Annotated in this window: 19 protein-coding genes; 11 read left to right on the forward strand and 8 right to left on the reverse strand. The window is 44.2% G+C overall.

Translation table 11 applies throughout. From position 1 onward, the window contains the following. Nucleotides 1–24: 24 nt before the first annotated feature. Entirely contained in the window at nucleotides 25–1122 is a 1098-nt protein-coding gene (locus MHI21_RS21875) for an FAD-dependent monooxygenase (protein WP_342418909.1), read from the reverse strand. A 267-nt stretch (nucleotides 1123–1389) separates the two neighbouring features. On the opposite strand from MHI21_RS21875, the gene MHI21_RS21880 reads away from it, so the two are divergent. After that, a complete protein-coding gene (locus MHI21_RS21880) occupies nucleotides 1390–1725 on the forward strand; it encodes a helix-turn-helix domain-containing protein (RefSeq protein WP_013312049.1) in 336 nt (111 codons plus the stop codon). Nucleotides 1726–1873: 148 nt separating this feature from the next. Here the strand turns inward: MHI21_RS21880 and MHI21_RS21885 are convergent, their stop codons facing one another. After that, a complete protein-coding gene (locus MHI21_RS21885; protein ID WP_039273904.1) occupies nucleotides 1874–2266 on the reverse strand; it encodes a helix-turn-helix domain-containing protein in 393 nt (130 codons plus the stop codon). Nucleotides 2267–2415: 149 nt separating this feature from the next. Between MHI21_RS21885 and MHI21_RS21890 the strand changes: the two genes are divergently transcribed. Both MHI21_RS21890 and MHI21_RS21895 read left to right on the forward strand, forming a co-directional pair. Further along, entirely contained in the window at nucleotides 2416–2934 is a 519-nt protein-coding gene (locus MHI21_RS21890; RefSeq protein WP_342418910.1) for a DJ-1/PfpI family protein, read from the forward strand. Between the two features lie 191 nt (nucleotides 2935–3125). After that, nucleotides 3126–3827, forward strand: coding sequence for a YoaK family protein (locus MHI21_RS21895; protein ID WP_342418911.1), 702 nt, complete (start codon nucleotides 3126–3128; stop codon nucleotides 3825–3827). 12 nt (nucleotides 3828–3839) lie between these two features. Here the strand turns inward: MHI21_RS21895 and MHI21_RS21900 are convergent, their stop codons facing one another. Beyond that, nucleotides 3840–5015, reverse strand: coding sequence for a DHHA1 domain-containing protein (locus MHI21_RS21900; RefSeq protein ID WP_341163062.1), 1176 nt, complete (start codon nucleotides 5013–5015; stop codon nucleotides 3840–3842). A gap of 239 nt (nucleotides 5016–5254) precedes the next feature. On the opposite strand from MHI21_RS21900, the gene MHI21_RS21905 reads away from it, so the two are divergent. The 3 genes from MHI21_RS21905 to MHI21_RS21915 all read left to right on the forward strand — a co-directional run bounded on the left by MHI21_RS21905 (nucleotide 5255) and on the right by MHI21_RS21915 (nucleotide 8480). Then, entirely contained in the window at nucleotides 5255–5788 is a 534-nt protein-coding gene (locus MHI21_RS21905) for a MarR family transcriptional regulator (protein ID WP_342418912.1), read from the forward strand. 138 nt (nucleotides 5789–5926) lie between these two features. Further along, a complete protein-coding gene (locus MHI21_RS21910) occupies nucleotides 5927–7246 on the forward strand; it encodes an HlyD family efflux transporter periplasmic adaptor subunit (RefSeq protein ID WP_342418913.1) in 1320 nt (439 codons plus the stop codon). Further along, on the forward strand, nucleotides 7230–8480 hold the full coding sequence (locus MHI21_RS21915) for an ABC transporter permease (protein ID WP_342418914.1): 1251 nt from the start codon (nucleotides 7230–7232) through the stop codon (nucleotides 8478–8480). Before MHI21_RS21910 ends, MHI21_RS21915 begins: the two co-directional genes overlap by 17 nt. Before the next feature lie 122 nt (nucleotides 8481–8602). On the opposite strand, the gene MHI21_RS21920 is transcribed toward MHI21_RS21915, so the two are convergent. Further along, nucleotides 8603–9163: an NAD(P)H oxidoreductase gene (locus MHI21_RS21920; RefSeq protein WP_160789910.1), complete on the reverse strand. Its 561-nt coding sequence runs from the start codon at nucleotides 9161–9163 to the stop codon at nucleotides 8603–8605. A gap of 161 nt (nucleotides 9164–9324) precedes the next feature. Between MHI21_RS21920 and MHI21_RS21925 the strand changes: the two genes are divergently transcribed. Beyond that, on the forward strand, nucleotides 9325–9720 hold the full coding sequence (locus tag MHI21_RS21925) for a helix-turn-helix domain-containing protein (protein WP_025721442.1): 396 nt from the start codon (nucleotides 9325–9327) through the stop codon (nucleotides 9718–9720). 41 nt (nucleotides 9721–9761) lie between these two features. Here MHI21_RS21925 and arsC read toward each other — a convergent pair whose 3' ends face one another. The 4 genes from arsC to MHI21_RS21945 all read right to left on the reverse strand — a co-directional run bounded on the left by arsC (nucleotide 9762) and on the right by MHI21_RS21945 (nucleotide 13608). Next, on the reverse strand, nucleotides 9762–10181 hold the full coding sequence (arsC, locus tag MHI21_RS21930) for an arsenate reductase (thioredoxin) (protein ID WP_160789912.1): 420 nt from the start codon (nucleotides 10179–10181) through the stop codon (nucleotides 9762–9764). A 25-nt stretch (nucleotides 10182–10206) separates the two neighbouring features. Further along, on the reverse strand, nucleotides 10207–11496 hold the full coding sequence (locus MHI21_RS21935) for an arsenic transporter (RefSeq protein WP_245248335.1): 1290 nt from the start codon (nucleotides 11494–11496) through the stop codon (nucleotides 10207–10209). An 87-nt stretch (nucleotides 11497–11583) separates the two neighbouring features. After that, nucleotides 11584–11934, reverse strand: a complete 351-nt coding sequence (locus MHI21_RS21940) for a metalloregulator ArsR/SmtB family transcription factor (protein ID WP_160789908.1) — start codon at nucleotides 11932–11934, stop codon at nucleotides 11584–11586. An 81-nt stretch (nucleotides 11935–12015) separates the two neighbouring features. Further along, a complete protein-coding gene (locus tag MHI21_RS21945) occupies nucleotides 12016–13608 on the reverse strand; it encodes an alkaline phosphatase family protein (protein WP_342418915.1) in 1593 nt (530 codons plus the stop codon). 185 nt (nucleotides 13609–13793) lie between these two features. Between MHI21_RS21945 and MHI21_RS21950 the strand changes: the two genes are divergently transcribed. The 4 genes from MHI21_RS21950 (at nucleotide 13794) to MHI21_RS21965 (ending at nucleotide 18162) form a co-directional block, all read left to right on the forward strand. Next, nucleotides 13794–14567, forward strand: a complete 774-nt coding sequence (locus tag MHI21_RS21950) for an alpha/beta hydrolase (RefSeq protein WP_069290455.1) — start codon at nucleotides 13794–13796, stop codon at nucleotides 14565–14567. A 293-nt stretch (nucleotides 14568–14860) separates the two neighbouring features. Continuing rightward, nucleotides 14861–16366, forward strand: coding sequence for a dienelactone hydrolase (locus MHI21_RS21955; protein WP_342418916.1), 1506 nt, complete (start codon nucleotides 14861–14863; stop codon nucleotides 16364–16366). Nucleotides 16367–16453: 87 nt separating this feature from the next. Continuing rightward, nucleotides 16454–16627, forward strand: coding sequence for a helix-turn-helix domain-containing protein (locus MHI21_RS21960; protein WP_341163055.1), 174 nt, complete (start codon nucleotides 16454–16456; stop codon nucleotides 16625–16627). A gap of 308 nt (nucleotides 16628–16935) precedes the next feature. Next, on the forward strand, nucleotides 16936–18162 hold the full coding sequence (locus tag MHI21_RS21965) for a sugar efflux transporter (protein WP_342418917.1): 1227 nt from the start codon (nucleotides 16936–16938) through the stop codon (nucleotides 18160–18162). Nucleotides 18163–18167: the final 5 nt, after the last annotated feature.

The raw sequence follows: 18167 nt of genomic DNA on the forward strand, positions 1-18167 counted from the left end.
TAATCGTTATTGTCAGGGTACAAATCATTGAACTATGTGTAAGAAATGTTCATGAAACGTGGATTCCATCGTCAGCTGCCGTTCCTGAAGCTCGGTGACAGCCTGTCGTCGTCCGTCTTCGAACGCCTTTAGGTCTCCTGCGGTATAGTTCTTCTGCCGTAAACGAAGAAGCTCACTGGCTAGCACATCGGCATCCTTCAAAGCTGCGTTCAAGCCAAAAGCTCCCGTAGGTGTCATGGTATGCGCCGCATCTCCGATAAGGACCAGTCCGTTCTGCGCCCAGGTGTCACTGCGACTGCTGAAAATATCCAACGGTACGAAGTCCTTCCATGAACGAATGTGATCATGCACACTATGCTTCAAATCTGGAAAAGCCTCTGTAAACCGTTGTATAAAGGGTTCAAAGGATTGCTTAAACAGGGTTGAAAAGCTACCTTCCTCCACATTCCAGCCAATTTGAATATAGCCCTCAGCCTGCGAGAATAAAGCCAACTGCCCTCCGTTGACCCGTGCCAGACGAGTGACGGGCTCCCATCCAGCAGGTGCCGTAATTTTCGCCCATAGCAGATCATAGCCGTGTCGAATGTTCGTCACAGGCATCTGCGCCAGCTTGCGCACAGTCGAGTAGCGACCGTCTGCCCCTACAATCAACGAACTGTCAATCGTGATCTCATGGCCGTTCTTATCGCGGGCGGTCAAGCCTGTATACCCCTGCTCGCTGTTACCTTCCAAGGTAGTCACCGTTGTACTGGCCAGGTAACGGAAGGACTCGTAGGTTGCCGCCTGCTTGAGCAGAGCCTCCAAAAATCGAGGCTGTGGAATATGAACCCCCACATTATTATTTACTGAAGCTGGTTTGACCGTCTTCACCTGCTGCTGATGCTCCCAATATTCGATTCTTGTAGAGGCGAGAACATAGTCCTCATGAATTTGTTCGAGCAGCTTATGCTTTTGGATCACTTCCTGACCCTCATCATTCAAGATTTCACCGCGGAAAGCCTTACCCGCCACGCTCTGCCGCTCAATCAATACCGTGGATACACCCTGCTCCGCCAGTAGACAGGACAACAAAGTCCCTGCGGGTCCCCCTCCAACTACGCAAACTTCACATTCCAACTTCATCTGACTTCCCCCTACGCCCAAACCATAACCTCAACGATTAGTTCGTACCTGTTCATTTAATTACATCATTAATAATATCAAAATAATATCAAATTAAGTTCAAATTTTAAGTATTTACATCTTAAGTTCCGTATCGAATCCAATAAGTTACTTTATGTAACAAAGTATATTTATATCATGTCGTTTCGTCAAGTAATAAATTTATGTAAAGTAAAATCATTTACTTTTAACAGTGAATCGTTAATAATAGGAGCATGAGGTGATCATATGAACATTCCGCAGATGTGCCCACGGTTTGAAAAGGCTATGGAGCTACTAAGCAAGCGTTGGACGGTGTTGATCGTATTTCAACTAACTAATGGTCCGCAACGTTTCGTCGCTATTGAGAATTCAATTCCTAATTTAAGTGGAAAGGTCCTTTCGGACCGTTTGAAAGAGCTGGAGGAAGAAGGAATCATACAACGTATGGTTTATCCTGAGAAGCCTGTACGGATTGAATACTCTCTTACAGATAAGGGACGCGATTTAGCTCCTTTGTTTGACCATATCGGTACTTGGGCTACACGCTGGATTGAGGTTCTACCAGCACTTGAACAGCAATGATTCTTATTGAAGCAGCTTCACGGCTACCGCTATTGTTCCTAGACTAATGTGATAAAAACACAGACTGCTAACATGCCAAAGAACGCCTTTGCTCTAAGTACAATTGTACTCATAGTGCAAGGCGTTCTATTTTTCATATGAAGGAACTTTAAACGTTCCCCTCACCGCTGCGTTGCATTTCCTCACGAATGGATTGCACCCGTTTTTTCCCCCAGTCATACATCATCTCCACAATCGGTAAAATCGTCATTCCTAGCTCGGTCATCGAATACTCCACCTTTGGAGGTACCTCGGGATACACTTCCCGGTGCACAATACCGTCCTCCATCAACTCCCGCAACTGATTGGTCAGCACTTTATGCGACAGCTTCGGAAACAGCCTTTGCAGGTCACTGAAACGGTGCGCTCCTTCCACACCCAGATGCCATAAAATGACGACCTTCCATTTTCCGCTTAACACTGACAAGGTTAGTTCCTTTTCGCAGTTATAGTCTCCGTTAACGATCTTTTCCCGTATTTCTTCTCTCAGCGTATCAGTCATATATCAACTAACCCCTTCTAAATCATCATGGTCTTGCACTCTAATAGTAACCTGCAGGTAACCTCCGTACTTGAAAGTGCATTCTTCACAGCCTGACGAGTCCACCCTACAATAGTAGATAACGTTACACATTCAAGGAGGAATAAAGTATGAGTAAAAAAGCTCTTTTTATTATACCCCCAGAGCGCTTTAATGAGGATGAATTGTTTAAACCAAAGGAAGCACTAGAGCAAGCAGGTGTTACTGTGACGCTAGCTAGTACAAAAACAGGCGAAATCACGGGTGACTACAACGGTAAAGCGATAGCTGATCTTGTTTTTACAGACGCTGTGCTGGCTGATTATGATGTAGTATCTGTGATCGGCGGATCAGGTACGAATGACCATCTGTGGAATAACGCGGATCTCCAAGCTCTGCTAAAACAAACTCATGAGCAAAAGACTTTATTGGCTGGCATCTGCGCAGGCTCAGTAGCCGTGGCTCAAACTGGACTACTCTCTGGTAGAACGGCTACATGCTATCCAGTGGATGTACAAAAAGATCAGCTCCAATCGCATCAAGCCGAATATGTGGCGCAGCATGTCGTTGCGCATAGCGACATTATTACAGCCGATGGCCCAGATGGTGCTCAGGAGTTTGGTAAAGCCCTCGTTCAGGCTCTGCAATAAGCACATTCTCAAAGTTCCGGATGGCACTTTAAACAGCACTCTAACAAGCCGCATCACGTCCTTTCTATTGTATGGGACCTGATGTGGCTTCTTTGTGTCATTTTCATGCTGAAGTGACTAATTTAATTGTATGGTCCTGGATTTTCGTGTTAGCTTTAAAGAATCGACGTTTAGCATAGGAGGCTTATGCCGTGATTATGAAAGGCAAAATCCATTTACATCAGGTAACGTCCGAATCGTTACGACTGGGCGCCTTACTATCATTAGTAGGGGGCTTTTTGGACACATATACCTTTGTTGGAAGAGGCGGTGTTTTCGCCAACGCACAGACAGGCAATATCGTGCTGCTGGCTGTCAAAGTCATTCAGGGGCACTGGATTCAGGCGTTATCCTATATCCCACCCCTGATCGCCTTTTCACTGGGCGTTTTTGTTGCAGAAGGGATTAAACGAAAATCAACCCATCGTTTAACTCCGGACTGGACCCGCACAATTATTTTACTGGAAATTGCGATTTTTTTCATCGTGGGACTGATTCCGCAAGGAGTTCCCAATACGGTAGTGGTGGTGATCGTCTCGTTCGTCGCTTCCGTGCAAATGACTTCCTTCCGCAAGCTCATTGATGTGCCGTACACCTCCACGGTCAGCACCGGTAACCTTCGATCAGCTATCGAGGCTGTCTATGTCGCTATGACGACCAAGGACACGAACGCTGCCATTCGAGCGATGCGTTATGGTGTCATCTTGGCAGCCTTCTTGGTAGGAGCCTTGCTGGGGGGATTTCTGACTTTGACGATTGGGGATAAAGCCGTTTGGGGCGCTGTTGTTGTACTTATTTTTTCGTTTATTTTATTTACAGAAGAGGAAAAGTGGAAGCTGCCGCTGCGTCACTAATCCTCCATTACATCAGCCCTGAATGAACTGCCGCTGGGCCGTTTCAAAGAAATTCAAAAGGTCTTCGCGGGACGCGAATGCTGCCTGAGCAGATTGGTTGCTACCGCCCCCCTTACCGTGAAACGCGCCCAGATTCTCTTTCAAAAATGCTCCGCAGGCAACAGACTGGGTGCCGTTATGTGCCAGAATGATTTTGTTTTCTGCTGTTGTGGCAAATAAAACAAGCAGATCATGCTCAGCTGTTAGCTTGGTAGCCAATTGCTGCATGTCCTGAAGCGATTTTTGCTCGAATACATGAGCAAGAACATGCCCCTGCACAGCAGATAGCAACTCTTTCGCCTGGTACGAAGCATTTTCCTCTTGTAGGAGCTCCACTTGCGCCTTAAGCTGCCTATGCTCCTGCTCCCACTTTTCGAATCGGGTCAAAATATCTTTTCGCCCGGTATTGAACTTCGTAGATAACACGTCCAATATCTGAACACTATCGTTAAAATCCTGGAGTGCGCGAACGCCACATTTGAAATGGATTCTTGCCATCCCCTTCTGCTTCTCCCATTTTAAGCATTTAATGATCCCAATTTCCCCGGTCTGAGCTACATGTGTGCCGCCGCAAGCATTATATTCAATGCCCTCGATCTCGACAATCCGAATATTTTCTGTCACTTTGGGCGTTTTCACCAGCGGAATATCCTTCAATTGCTCACTGGTTACAAAAAAACTTTTTATGCTGCGATTACTATAGATTTGCTGATTTACTTCCTGCTCGATTGCCGATAGCTGCGCAGGCGTTACATCCGAACAGTTCACATCAATCGTGGCATATTCTTGTCCCAGATGAAAGCTTTCAGTACGCGCACCCAACAACTCCAGACAAACCGCTGACAGCAAGTGCTGCCCGCTATGCTGCTGCATATGATCAAATCTGCGCTCCCAATCCAATTGGCAGGCTACTTTCCTATCCTCCGGCAAATGCTCTACCTGATGCCAAATATCCCCATCCTCGAGAACAACATCTAATACACGGACGCCCTGAATTGTTCCTGTATCACAAGGCTGGCCTCCGCCATGCGGATAAAAGGCCGTTTCCTCCAGCATAACCAAATATTTTCCGTCTCTTTCCATGCTCTGTGTAATATGAGTGTCCCACTCCGTAAGATTTGGAGCAGTGTAGTATAATTTTGTCGTCATTCCAGATTCCTCACTTTTAGGTTCTTTGTCTCGTACAATATCCACTTATTATCAAGCACTTCATTGTAAATATCAATGCAGGGAAAAGCTTGAACCATGGCACGAACAACCTCCATTTGGTGAGAAATGTGCATGACGATTAACAAAATTTAGCTTGAAATTCATTTTTGAATAGATTAAGATTAGTCGGCTAACTAATTTGTTGATTGGAACATACTGTAAGGAGAAAGGAGAACCCTATGGATTTTGATTTACGGGACTTGCCCACTCGCGAGGCGCTACAAGAATTTTCTAAGTGTATCCCCGAGATTGATGTTAGAGCGACAGAAGCTATGCTATTTTTTATGCGGGTATCTTCCAGCATCTTTAAAGTCAGCTTTGAGGGTTTTGAGAAGTTCGGTATATCTCATGGTAAATTTTCGATATTAATTCTTCTGTATCGCAACATCCATACAGGGTTACTGGCTACAGAGCTTGCGGAAAAAGTAGGGGTTAGCAAGCCAACCGTTACCGGTCTCGTTGACCGTCTGGAACGCGATGGGCTTATTATTCGATCTGTTCATCCTTCCGACCGCCGTATGAGCATTGTTAAACTGACCGATCAAGGAACAGAAATGATGGAAAGACTGCTGCCTATACATTTTACAAGCACTTCCACACTGATGAGCCACCTGTCCACCGATGAAAAAGAGCTGCTCCTGACGTTAATGCAAAAAATAGAAAGCGGCATCCCTCAAGCAAAAGAGATATATAAAGCAGCAAAACCAGAATAAGTTTTAATTTTGCGTTTTAGTTAGCCGACTAACTTTTAAATTATTAAATAAAAGAATAAATAAAATGTACATATCAGGATATTTATTTATTCGGGTCCCTGTTTAACTCATTTTATGAATTTAAGGAGCGTATTACTCATGAATCGCACACAAGTCACCAGCCTCATCATCCCTCTCATTTCTATCGCCTGTCTTATCGGCGGGGGGTTCCTACTCCAGACCAACGGACAAGATCAAGTCAATGCTTCTCGATCCGTTAAAGGCACAACACTAAATGCGGATAGCATTCATGTATCGTTTGAACAAGTAGGAGGCAAAATCCTGAACATCCCGGTAACAGAAGAAACTAAGGTGAAAAAAGGAACTGTCCTTATGACTTTGGATTCCACAGATGTGGATCTGCAAATTGAGCAGCTGCGGACACAAATCGCCCAGTTCAATACGCAAATCAGCCAACAACAACAATCCATCCATTTAGGGTATACACGAGCAGCAACTCAGGAAAAACAGGCACAGCTAGATATCGCGCAAGCTCAAGTGACTGAGCGTAAAAGTCAGGCGGCATTGCAGCGGGCACAAGCGGCTGAGCGTCAAGCCACTGCTGCGGAACAACAGGTCAATAACGGGGCTCGGGATGAAGATGTTCAGCAGCAACGAATTGCCGTAGCCTCCGCTACCAAAAACGTTCAGACGGCGCAAACCAACTATAAGCGTAATAAAGCACTCTATGATGCAGGAAGTGCATCCAAAGCAGCGTTGGATGATGCCGAATCCTCTTTGACTTTAGCGACAAATCAGTTGAGCCAGCAAAAAGAGTCTCTTCAAAAACTACTTCATGGTGCCACCTCCGAAGAACGTATGCAGGCCAGTGAACAGACGACGCAAGCAGCCGTTTCGGTAAAACAAGCCGAGGAAGAAATTCGCGGTGCCCAATTGTCCGTCGATCGTTCCAAGACCCAGCTGGAAACCATTCAGCAGAGTCGTCAACAGTTGGCAGATCAGAAGCTGGCTATTGACCTCTTAAAGCAACAAAAAGACACACAGGAAGTTCAGCTTAAAACGTTGCTGCTCAAAAAAGAACGCCTGGTGTTAAAAGCACCACAGGATGGCAAGGTGACTTCGATTAGTACCAAAGTCGGCGAAAATGTGGCGCAAGGGGCTCCTGTGATTACCCTGGAAACCAACGATTTATATTACGATCTCTATGTGAATGAAGAACAAGCGGGGAAATTCAAGGCCAATCAAGAAATTAAAACTCATATCTCTGGTCTCAATAAGGACTTGAAAGGTACGGTACGCTATGTAACTGCTGCACCACAATTCGCTAATGTGAAGATGTCCCGTGAAAAAGGAGAAGCAGATACCGCTACATTCCAGGTACGTGTATATGTAACAAGAGAAGCAGCTTTGCTACCAGGCATGACCGTTGAGGTGAATACAAATGAAATCTTTTCGTGATGAATGGTCGTATCTGGTTCACTCCAAGTATCCGATCATAGCTATCATCTTCCCGTTGATTGCCGTACTGGGGTATTCACTGTTGCTCCCAAGCAGCCAAATTAACGACGCTAACGTGGTAGTGGTGGATCAAGATAACACAGCTTACAGCCGTGAGTTCATTCAGAAAATAGATGCTTCCCCGTATATGAACGTAGCTGAGATTGTTTCGTATACGGACAACCCTGAACAGTATTTTTATCATGAGCAATATTTGGCTGTTATTTCCCTGCCGCATGGTTTAGAGGATAATCACAATCGCTCCCTTTCCAGCCGCGTGGGTCTCATTCTCGATAATACCAATGTTCAATCTATTACTTCGATTCGTACAGCTATGCAGGAAATTAGCGTTTCCGAGAATATGGAATTGTCTGTTCCAGCTATGTTGAAAACAGGGATGAACGCAGAACAGGCTCAAGGGGCCCTCAATGGTATCGCCTTGGAAGTGCGTTCCCTGTTTAATCCAACGAATGACTATCAGAATACGACGATACTTGCATTCACTTGTATGTTCTCTTTTATGATACTGAATATAAATAGTTTACCTCTGGTCGCCAGACTCCGAGTTTCCAAGAGGCTGGCTTCTGAGCTGCAAAATCCATTCAACATCCTGCTGCGTATGCTTCCTTATACGCTGTTTTCGACGGCTGGCTTAATCTTCTCTCTCGGGATGCTTAAAGTGTTTGGGGGAGGCCGTTTCGAGGCCAATCCAATTCTCTTTATAATTCCAGTTGTCCTGTATGTATTCGGTACCGTTTGTATCAATGTCCTGGTTGCATGGGGCGCTGCACATCCGGGAATAGCCATTGGCAGAATGGTGATGATACTCATGCCTGCTTTTGTTCTATCGGGGGCTGTTCTTTCCAGATCACTGTTTCCACCTTTAGCGATTCAAATCGGTGATTTCTTCCCCTTTGTATGGATGTATAAATTCCTGCGCACCATGGGTCTGCGTGGTGCACCCTTGCAGGAGATGCTTCCCGAACTCGGTTCTCTGTTACTATATGTGGGTGTACTCTCCATGCTGGTGATCGCCAGAGCCCTATGGGAGAAACAGAAGCTGGCCAAGCAGACTGCGGGCACTGCTTCTGAAAAGGGATTACCACATCCCGTTATTCCAGCAAGCACACCTGGCGGCGGATTATCTATGCAAGGGGCACCGTCAGCACCTATGCACGAGCCTGTAAAAGGATAGAGTCTCGTCTGTAAAATAAAAAAGGGTTAAGTGCCGTCTAACGAGCCTTAACCCTTTTTCAATAATCAGGATTTTGCGAAATCCTCAATAATATTAAATTCTCATTGTTATCAGAATAGAATTCACTTATATGCCAGACCTAATTGATAAGCGTGCTCCAGTAATCCTTCAATGTATTCTTTCGATTCGGACAAAGTATCATAGAAGAACTCCACCTTGGACTCTCTTACTCTTGCGTAACCAGCAATGGCTTTATTCAAATAATTAGTAACCAAATCGTGATATTCATACTTGATCAGATGTTCTTTCGTCCCTCCCGCCAAGCACATCCACAGAACCTGCTTTGTCGTGAACTCCTGAAGTAAACCTATGTTCCACACTTTATCCAGGTATCCTTTTAGCATGGACGGGACACTATACCACCATAATGGAAACACAAAGACTAGAGCATCCGCAGCCACTATTCTATCCATCTCTTTCCGTGTTTCAGGAGCATATTGTTTATGGGGCGTATTCCAATCCAGCTCATCTGCAGCGCTGTACACCGGATTGTATCCATCCCGATCCAAGTCCAAAATATCTACCTCGTGCTTATTCTCTTTCAATCCCTCTACAAAACGATTCATGACCGCAAGAGTAAGTGAATCTTCTCTAGGATGCGTGACGACCAATAGAACTTTCATGTATCCGTAACCTTCTTTCTCCTCATAATTGTTGAACCCTGTCTACAGATGCTATTATGGATGTTATACATTAAAGTGTGAAGTACGCACTTCAATGTACTGTAGGTACTTTAAGGTTCCTTAGTGCCTTTTGTACTACAGGTCGGAGAGGGGGAAAGTCTATGGAAGACAAAGCCAAAACCTATATGCTCGGGATCGATGCAACTTTGGAGGTCATCAGTGGAAAGTGGAAAGGCATTATCCTACATCATTTAACCAGCGGCAGAAAACGTACATACGAACTTCGTCAACTCATTCCGAAAATCACCCAAAAAGTGCTCACCCAACAGCTTAGAGAGCTTGAAAAGGATGGAATCATCCACCGCATCATTTATAACCAAGTTCCCCCCAAAGTGGAATATGAGCTTAGTGAATATGGATGGGATTTTAAAGATCTGCTTGATCGTTTTTGCTTATGGGGAGAAGATCATTTGGATAGGATCTATGGAGATAAAACAAAGGTACTGGAAGAGTATTCTGTGAAGGAAAAAAACGCCAAACAAGCACCACCTCTTTAAGGAGGCGTGCTTGTTTGAAATACTATAGCTGTGCACCTTGTTTATTCACCAGTCTCCGCAAATTTCCGAATACGAGCCCCAACTTCATCCCGTACACGCTGGAATACGCTCCATTTCTCTTCTTCTGTTCCTTGTGCTTTAGCCGGATCATCAAACCCCCAATGTTCACGACGAACGTGCGGAGGTGTGATAGGACATTTATCAGCAGCATCTCCGCACAAGGTCACAACGAAATCCGCGCTGTTCAGCAAAGCAGGATCTATAATATCTGAAGTTTGACCGGAGATATCGATCCCTATTTCATTCATCGCTTGCACCGCTTTAGGGTTAAGGCCGTGTGCTTCAATGCCCGCACTGTATACATTCCAACGGTCTCCCAAGTATTTTTTGGCCCAGCCTTCTGCCATTTGACTGCGACAAGAATTACCAGTGCACAAAAAGTAAATTTTCTTCTTTTCCATCATTACCGTCTCCTTCAATGTTCAATTATGAAATGATTAACCACAGATATAAGCCCAGTAGGGTCATAAAAAGTGTAGGAATAGTTAAGATGATACCCGTTTTAAAATAAGTCCCCCAAGAAATTTTCACGTTTTTCGAACGAAGCACATGCAGCCACAATAATGTGGCTAACGAACCGATTGGGGTTATCTTCGGCCCGAGATCCGACCCAATGACGTTAGCATAAATCAGTGCCTCTTTGACCATACCTGTTGTATGGGTGGCATCTATAGCAAGCGCATTAATCATGACTGTAGGCATGTTATTCATGACCGACGAGATAATCGCCGCAATAAAACCCATGCCCATGGTGGCCACAAACATACCTTGATTGGCAACCGCTTGAATCACATGGGCCAGCAGATCCATCAAACCGGCATTACGTAGACCATACACCACAACATACATTCCGATGGAGAAAAATACGATAGCCCATGGAGCGCCCTTAATGATTTCTTTCATCGGCACTGCAGGGCTTCTACGCGCCATCAATAAGAAAAAGATAGCAATAATACCGGCCACCACCGAAACGGGAATATTAAAAAATTCGCATGCAAAGTAGCCAACGAACAAAACCGCGAGAACGATCCAGGACATACGGAACATCTTTGGATCTTTAATCGCTTCCGCAGGCCTGATTAATTGTGTCGCATCAAACGTTTTAGGAATCCTTTTACGAAAAAAGAGATACAGTACTCCTATACTGGCTGCTAAAGAAAATAAATTAGGTATAATCATGCGACTCGCATATTCCATAAAGGTGATCCCAAAGAAATCGGCTGACACAATATTAACCAAGTTGCTGACCACAAGCGGAAGCGACGTCGTGTCTGAAATAAAACCGCTCGCTATGATAAAAGGAAACACCATTTTCTCATCCAATTTAAGTGCCCGAACCATCGCCAGTACAATCGGTGTCAGTATTAAGGCGGCACCGTCATTCGCAAAAAAAGCAGCAACAACGGCGCCAAGAATGGTCACATAAACAAACATCCGGGTTCCGCTTCCTTGCGCAGCTCGTGCCATGTGAAGCGCCGCCCATTCGAAGAAGCCTATTTTATCAAGCACCAACGAAATCAGAATAATGGCTACAAAAGCCAGTGTCGCATTCCAGACAATATGAGTAACTTCCCAAACATCATGCAAATCGACGACACCCACCAGCAAGGCGAGTATGGCACCGCCGCAGGCAGACCATCCGATGGACAAATTTTTAGGCTGCCAGATCACCAACACTAAAGTGGCTAAAAATATAATGCATGCCAACAAAATCAATGTTTTAAACCCCCATTACATTACCTTATAAACATATACTTATATTAAAAACACCGTTTATCCCCAAGGATATAAACGGAGTAGCCTTTAGGATGAACAAGCTGAGGAATCCGGTCCACAAGATGCGATCGGCTCCTCTTTATTCAGCCCTTTTAAAATCTGCTTAGAGTCTGGCATACTCTCAAGAACAGCTTGAATATGCGGCTTATCGTCTACATTTAAGGAATAGTATACCCACTGACTTCGTCGTTCTTCTTTTACAATCCCTTGCGACTTTAATTTTCTCAAATGTTGGCTAATTGCTGGCTGCGACATATCAAAGATATCTACAAATTCGCAAACACACCATTCTCTTTCTCTTAGCAGGGAAAGCATGGCCAAGCGGTTTTTATCTCCCAGTAGCTTTAAATGATCGGCTACATAACCAAGTTGCTCCAAAGTGTGACCCCCTTCCGGTTATATAACTACATGCTTATATGCTAATGGAGTTCAATCTTAATATCAAGAACCGAATAATACTTATTCGTTTACCAATTGCAGAATCCAGTCTTTTATATCCACAATTCGCAGTGTTTTGGGGCGTGTATTCGTTTCGGAAATAATTAATGGGACAAGGGAATCCTTTTCGTGCAGCGATCCATGAGCACCTCCACCGATGTGGGTGGGAGAACTTTCACCGACGAGTTCATATCCGGGTTGGACCGTGACGACAACATATCTTCCTTCATGTGAATTCATTGCCCCGTGTAACCTCGCCAAAACGTCTGGATATTTTCCATATTTGATCCGGTTGTTGTTTATCGTAATATCCACTAGATTTGTTTGACCCGATAATGTCCATGATTGTCCATATTCATCGGTCAATTTCCCACCGGGACGATAAGAAAACAGGCCACCATTTTTCCCCTTTGTAACATGAATATGGTTTGTACCATCTTTCATAGCGATAATGTCGAGCTTGTTCTCCTTTTGTAAAGACTTCACCACATCGGATAGCTCTACGTTATCGTTTATTGCATAGATATAGGCCATCCGTTCATTAGCGGCAATCACGATTTGGTCATCGTTTCTTACTGGTTGATTTAATTTTGCAATCCGGTAATGATTCAAAAGCGACTTTAAATCAACCGTTGCTACCTGTCGATCATTATAAATAGCGCTTTGCGCACTGTCACCCATGACAATCCATGTCGCATTGTTTACAGCCTGTTCCCACGAACCATATGCATTCAACACAGTTTGCAGTGCTTGATCCGCTTTTTCGATTCCCTCCAGTTGAGTCGGGCCCTTTCTATGCGCCAAATTATCATTCTCTGGAAAGTATGTGATGGTTACGTCTGGAAGTTTCTTCTGACTTATTAGAAAAGTGGTATCTTTTGCGGAAAATTCGTCGTTCATCCCAAATTTTTTCCACAAAGGAGTATTCCAGCTATTTTTCGGATTCAATTGTGCCAGAGCTGCATAAGATAACCATTTAGGTCCTGTTACTATCATTTTTTCTGGCACCCTGTTGCTATTCGCTATGAAGTCAGGCACCTTTAAGGCATGTTTCGTTTTCCCTCTGAAGACAACAGCATTGATGGACGCGGATTCTTTACCTTTGTCAGCCAATTCCTCATGTATGGTTTTCGTTTTTTTGTTCAAATGAACTTGGTTTAATTGGTAAATTGCGTCTAAGAATACTTGCAGTTGGTCTATCTTCAAGGCTTCTTTGGCACCATTGCCGTAGAGAATCATGCGTTTCTTTTGGTCGCTGTACCAAACAAGTCCAGGCACATGATGTTGGTCTGCATACGTTCCCGTTAATAATGTACTGTCGATTGTCACAGACATCGTAGGAAATGAACTCACTACCTGCGGGAAATATTGCCCATGTTTCAGGAGATATTGCATTGCCGGTGCGCGGCCTGCTTGAATCGCGTCTTGCAAAGGCTTATCCATTAACGAATCAATCAAGATCACAATGACAGGTTTTTTGCCCATTTGATTTACTGTGATAGGTGGCTTCACACTCTGTTGTTTTAACTGTTGACTGGAGTCCGCTCTACAGCCCAAGATCAACAACAATAAACTTAGCACTACTGCAATGGTAACTTTATTTTTCATACCCATGTATGTGTCCCTTTCTTAGAAAAACTTGATCCTCTTATTTTTTTCTTGTACTAAAAATATTATTCCTGCATTGGATCATCGGGACAAAGGTATCTCATACAAGCAATTAAAGTTAGACCTCCATGAATTTTTTGGATCTAATAGGCCAAATTTAAGATCAAACCATTCAGGAAGGGAGCATAACCATGACTACGACAAACATAAACGAATACTCCATGCATTATATGGATTCCGGTGAAGGAATGGCCATCCTATTCATTCACCCTCCAGTACTCACAAGCTTAAATTTCACATACCAAATTCAAGGACTCTCGCCCCATTTTCGAACTATAGCTTTTGATATCAGAGGACACGGTAAAAGTCAGCCTTCCGAGCAAACGGTTACTTACCCTCTCATCGCCCTGGATATTAAACATTTGATGGACCGGATGAGCCTTGATAAAGTATTTCTGTGTGGATATTCTACCGGGGGCTCGATAGTACTTGAATTCCTCTTGACTTATCCAGATCGGGCATGGGGAGGCATTGTTATCAGTGGAATGTCGGAAGTAAACGAATGGCGACTAAGAAATAAAATTTCTTTGGGCATTGCTCTTTCCAAAATCGGCACAATCGGTACGATTGCCCTTTCTAATGCTTGGTCACAAACGAAACAGCTATCTTTATTCCGTAAGTTATTCAACGATGCGAAGCAGGGAAATCCCAGGAATGTCGAACAATATTATCGATACAGCTTGAAGTACAACTGCACCTCACGGCTCGGGGAAATCCATCTTCCTGTCCTGCTCGTTTATGGTGAAAAAGATAAGCACTTTCATCCCTATGCCAAAATATTGCATCAACAATTACCAAATAGTGAGCTGGTTTTCCTTAAGAAAGCTGATCATCGCCTTCCTACGAAGGCCGCCGGATTATTGAATGAACTGATCAAGCAGTTCGTAGATCGGTTCAGCCTTTAAAGCAAATCCTACAGGATAATTCCACATACATATCTACATCCCACTCCTGTTACGTTAAGCGTCAAATAGCCCCCCACCTGTCAACATCCGTTGGCCATGACATGCGGCGGATGGGCATTCCTTTCCGGACCCCGGCCGAAAGGCAGGAATCAGCACATTACATGCCGTTTTCTGCGCCATCATCGCGCAATCTTACAAGAGTGTTAGGCAATTGTCATCTAGATCAATGGTATCAACCTAGCTGCTCCTCTATACTAATCCATTGATAGGATTATTTTTAAGGGGGAGTTGGCGTGAGGTTTTTTGAAATGCTGCTATTCTTTTCAAGTGCTTGTTTGTTGGCACTCCTGTTCATTATCAATCAACGTATCCGAAGACCAGCTTTGCTCCTGACAAGCGGAGCAGGCTCCATTTTTTTAGTGATACATTTGCTTGTCGAAGGATACAGGGTTCAGCTTTTATTTTTATACGGATTTACGATCCTGATGCTTATGCTCTCGCTTATAGACGTTTTCATAACGCTGAAAGTCGTTCGGACTGCCTCGCGAATCCGTAGGGTGCTGGGCCGCCTTTTTATCGTGATTGGGCTAATCGCAACGGCGTGCTTCCTCTATGTGTTTCCCGTATTCGACTTTCCGGCGCCAACCGGCGAGTTGAAGGTAGGCACGCAAGTCTTTCATTTCATCGATCCAAGCCGGGAGGAGACATTTGGCAAAACTGCGACAGGCAAAAGGGAATTGATGGTTCAGGTATGGTATCCGGCTCAAGCTGACACCGACAAGTACGCTCCCTTTATTCCCGATACCCAGATTTTACGTTATATGGCCGCGGACTATGGCCTTCCTGAGTTTACTTTTCAACACCTGAAGTACGTATCCAGTCATGCTTATTCGGGGGCCGAAGTCTCTTCGGCACAGACTTCATACCCGCTGATCCTTGCGAATCCCGGCAATGGCTCTTCCAGGTTCCTCCACACGTCGCAAGCCGAAAATCTTGCGAGTCATGGATATATCGTGGCAGTGATCGACCACACCTACAATACATTTGCAACCGAGTTTCCGGACGGGCGAATCACGACCAGCACAACCAACGACTTATTCTCGCCCGCCCATGATTACCAGACGAGTAGAGGAAATCGCGACAAGTTGGGAAAAGTTTTAACCGGCGATGTGGCGTTTGCGCTGGACCAATTCGAGCTCATCCAATCGGGGCAGATTCTAAGTCATCTAAAAGGGAGGATTGATCTCGGTCATGTCGGGGTGTTCGGTCATTCCATCGGCGGAGCGACGGCCTATGACGCTTCTTACGATCCGCGAATCGCGGTTGGAATAGACCTTGATGGAGGGCTTTATCGACTGCGTGACAGAGAGGGTCTGCGAAAGCCGTTTTTGTTCATCAACTCGGAAAGCTATTTCGAAAAATTAAAAATGGTGATGGATAACCGGGTCTACACGGATGCAGAGCTTAACCGTATGGGCTCAACAAGAGAGTGGGAGGATCAAGTAACGGAAGATAAAAAGTTGGAGCTTGAACGGATGCGCGAAACGGTCGACGAAGGGGGACAAGTCCTCTATATCGAAAATACGGAGCATTTGAATTTTGCCGACGTACAGTTCATTTCTCCGATTTTCAAAATGCTGGGCATTACAGGAAAGATTGCGCCCGAAAGAGCGAACTCCGTTATCAATGCCTATATGCTGGATTTCTTCGATAGGTATCTGAAAAATCAAGGCGGAATCTTAATGAAAGGACCGGATAGCCGCTTTCCGGAGGTGAAGTTCGTAACCTCGCTATTATAAATTACGGAACAGGCTACCGATTTTGATATGCTCCCCTTCAAGTAGGCAGGTTTAATAAATAACCGCTACTTGAAGGGGAGTTTTCCTTTGTCTAAGAAGAACGCATACAATGCGATTGAGAAACTAGCCATCATACAGGAGTTAAAAGCAGGACAGAGCAGCCGTGTGGAAGTAGCAAAAAAACATAACATCAGCGTTACCACCTTAGTGAAATGGCGACATCGCTATGAGTTGTACGGAATGGGGGAGCGAAAGCTATGAGCAAGGGGCGGTCTACCAATCATCAGGAACGAATAGACATTGTTCTTTACTGTCTTGCCCACGATCATGACTACCGGAAGACAGCGGAACAGTCAGGTTAATCTCATGATCTCATAGCTAGGTTAGGAGTTGAAGGTGTGGAGAGTTTGACGCTTAGCCTGTTACTGTATCTTTGCCTGTATATTGACCTGCTCATCAAAGTGAAAAATAATATATAATATTTTACACCAAGTAAAATACAAATTATGCTAAAGTCATATATAGTTTGGTTGGGATAGGTATGTATTCGGAAGGAGTGTAAAAATGAAATGCTAAAGCGTATTCAGAATCTTTTTGTTATCCCTAACTACCCATTGTTCATGATCTGCATGTTATTGCAAGGCATGGCTATATCCATCAGCGCACCTTTTTTAGCTGTATATTTTACAAGTACACTTGGCGTATCTGTGGGAACCTTTGGTGTGTTTACAGCGGTAACTTTGATTTGTGGCATATGGATAAGCTCTCTGATTGCCAAACGTTCTGATACCGGATTAGATCGTAAACAAATTTTGGTGATTTGTACGTTATTTAATGCCGTAGCATTTGCAGGATATCTTGTAATCCAAAATTTTTATGTACTTTTTGTTTATATGACGATCTTTACGGCCATTGGTGCTCCTGGGATGCCGCAGTTATTTGCCAGTGCACGTGAAGCAGTAGATCGCAGTAAATCTGCGGATCACGCCTTTGCTAATTCAACGCTTCGGTCTATGTTTTCTCTTGGCTTTATTACCGGGCCGCTTTTTGGTTCCTTTTTGATTGCACATACGGGCTTTAAGGGTATCTTTATGGGAACGACCTCTATTTTTGTTCTAATTGCTGTTCTTTTATTCTTTTTTATCCAGCAGCCTCCCGCTCAGCTTAATCATAAGAATCAACTTTCACTTCATAACATTACATTACATAAAAATATTGAGATACTGATCCCCTTTTTAGTTCTTACTCTGCTCTATACGTCTCACTGGATGAACAGTTTAAATATTTCTTTGTTCATCATTCACAATTTAAAAGGTGACACGAGTGACGTTGCTCTAGTATCCAGTATTTGTGCCATTTTAGAAATACCTTTGATGCTCATGCTAGGCGTACTAGCAGCTAAATACTCCAACCGTTTGCTTGTATTTTTAGGGGCATTAACAGGAGTTGTCTATTATATCCTTGTCCTTATGTCTACGGAGATGTGGCAGCTATTCGTGGGACAGCTTCTTCTAGCTTTCTTTGTTGCAGTGATTTCTGCCATTGGCATTAGTTACATGCAGGATTTGTTACCCTCTCTTCCAGGGTACGCATCGACGCTATATTCCAATGCGACAACCATAGGAAGACTGGTAGGGAGCTTGATGGGCGGATTAACCGCTCAATGGATGGGTTACCGAAACACCTATTGGGTATCTTTGGCCCTAATTATCTGCTCCCTGGGTCTCCTGGCAATTTCGAAGAAATTAGAGTTTGGAAAATCTGCTGCTTTAAAAGAAAGGAATCACAGTATATAGACTGC

The sequence above is a fragment of the Paenibacillus sp. FSL H8-0168 genome (assembly GCF_038592955.1).
GTDB classification, from domain to species: domain Bacteria; phylum Bacillota; class Bacilli; order Paenibacillales; family Paenibacillaceae; genus Paenibacillus; species Paenibacillus polymyxa_B.

Excerpts from the sequence above, each read along its gene's own strand:
- MHI21_RS21965 (WP_342418917.1), top strand. The coding sequence starts at position 16,936 with ATGCTAAAGCGTATTCAGAATCTTTTTGTTATCCCTAACTACCCATTG.
- MHI21_RS21905 (WP_342418912.1), top strand. The coding sequence starts at position 5,255 with ATGGATTTTGATTTACGGGACTTGCCCACTCGCGAGGCGCTACAAGAA.
- MHI21_RS21890 (WP_342418910.1), top strand. The coding sequence starts at position 2,416 with ATGAGTAAAAAAGCTCTTTTTATTATACCCCCAGAGCGCTTTAATGAG.
- MHI21_RS21885 (WP_039273904.1), bottom strand. The coding sequence starts at position 2,266 with ATGACTGATACGCTGAGAGAAGAAATACGGGAAAAGATCGTTAACGGA.
- MHI21_RS21950 (WP_069290455.1), top strand. The coding sequence starts at position 13,794 with ATGACTACGACAAACATAAACGAATACTCCATGCATTATATGGATTCC.
- MHI21_RS21900 (WP_341163062.1), bottom strand. The coding sequence starts at position 5,015 with ATGACGACAAAATTATACTACACTGCTCCAAATCTTACGGAGTGGGAC.
- MHI21_RS21915 (WP_342418914.1), top strand. The coding sequence starts at position 7,230 with ATGAAATCTTTTCGTGATGAATGGTCGTATCTGGTTCACTCCAAGTAT.
- MHI21_RS21945 (WP_342418915.1), bottom strand. The coding sequence starts at position 13,608 with ATGGGTATGAAAAATAAAGTTACCATTGCAGTAGTGCTAAGTTTATTG.
- MHI21_RS21925 (WP_025721442.1), top strand. The coding sequence starts at position 9,325 with ATGGAAGACAAAGCCAAAACCTATATGCTCGGGATCGATGCAACTTTG.
- MHI21_RS21910 (WP_342418913.1), top strand. The coding sequence starts at position 5,927 with ATGAATCGCACACAAGTCACCAGCCTCATCATCCCTCTCATTTCTATC.
- MHI21_RS21880 (WP_013312049.1), top strand. The coding sequence starts at position 1,390 with ATGAACATTCCGCAGATGTGCCCACGGTTTGAAAAGGCTATGGAGCTA.
- arsC (WP_160789912.1), bottom strand. The coding sequence starts at position 10,181 with ATGGAAAAGAAGAAAATTTACTTTTTGTGCACTGGTAATTCTTGTCGC.
- MHI21_RS21920 (WP_160789910.1), bottom strand. The coding sequence starts at position 9,163 with ATGAAAGTTCTATTGGTCGTCACGCATCCTAGAGAAGATTCACTTACT.
- MHI21_RS21875 (WP_342418909.1), bottom strand. The coding sequence starts at position 1,122 with ATGAAGTTGGAATGTGAAGTTTGCGTAGTTGGAGGGGGACCCGCAGGG.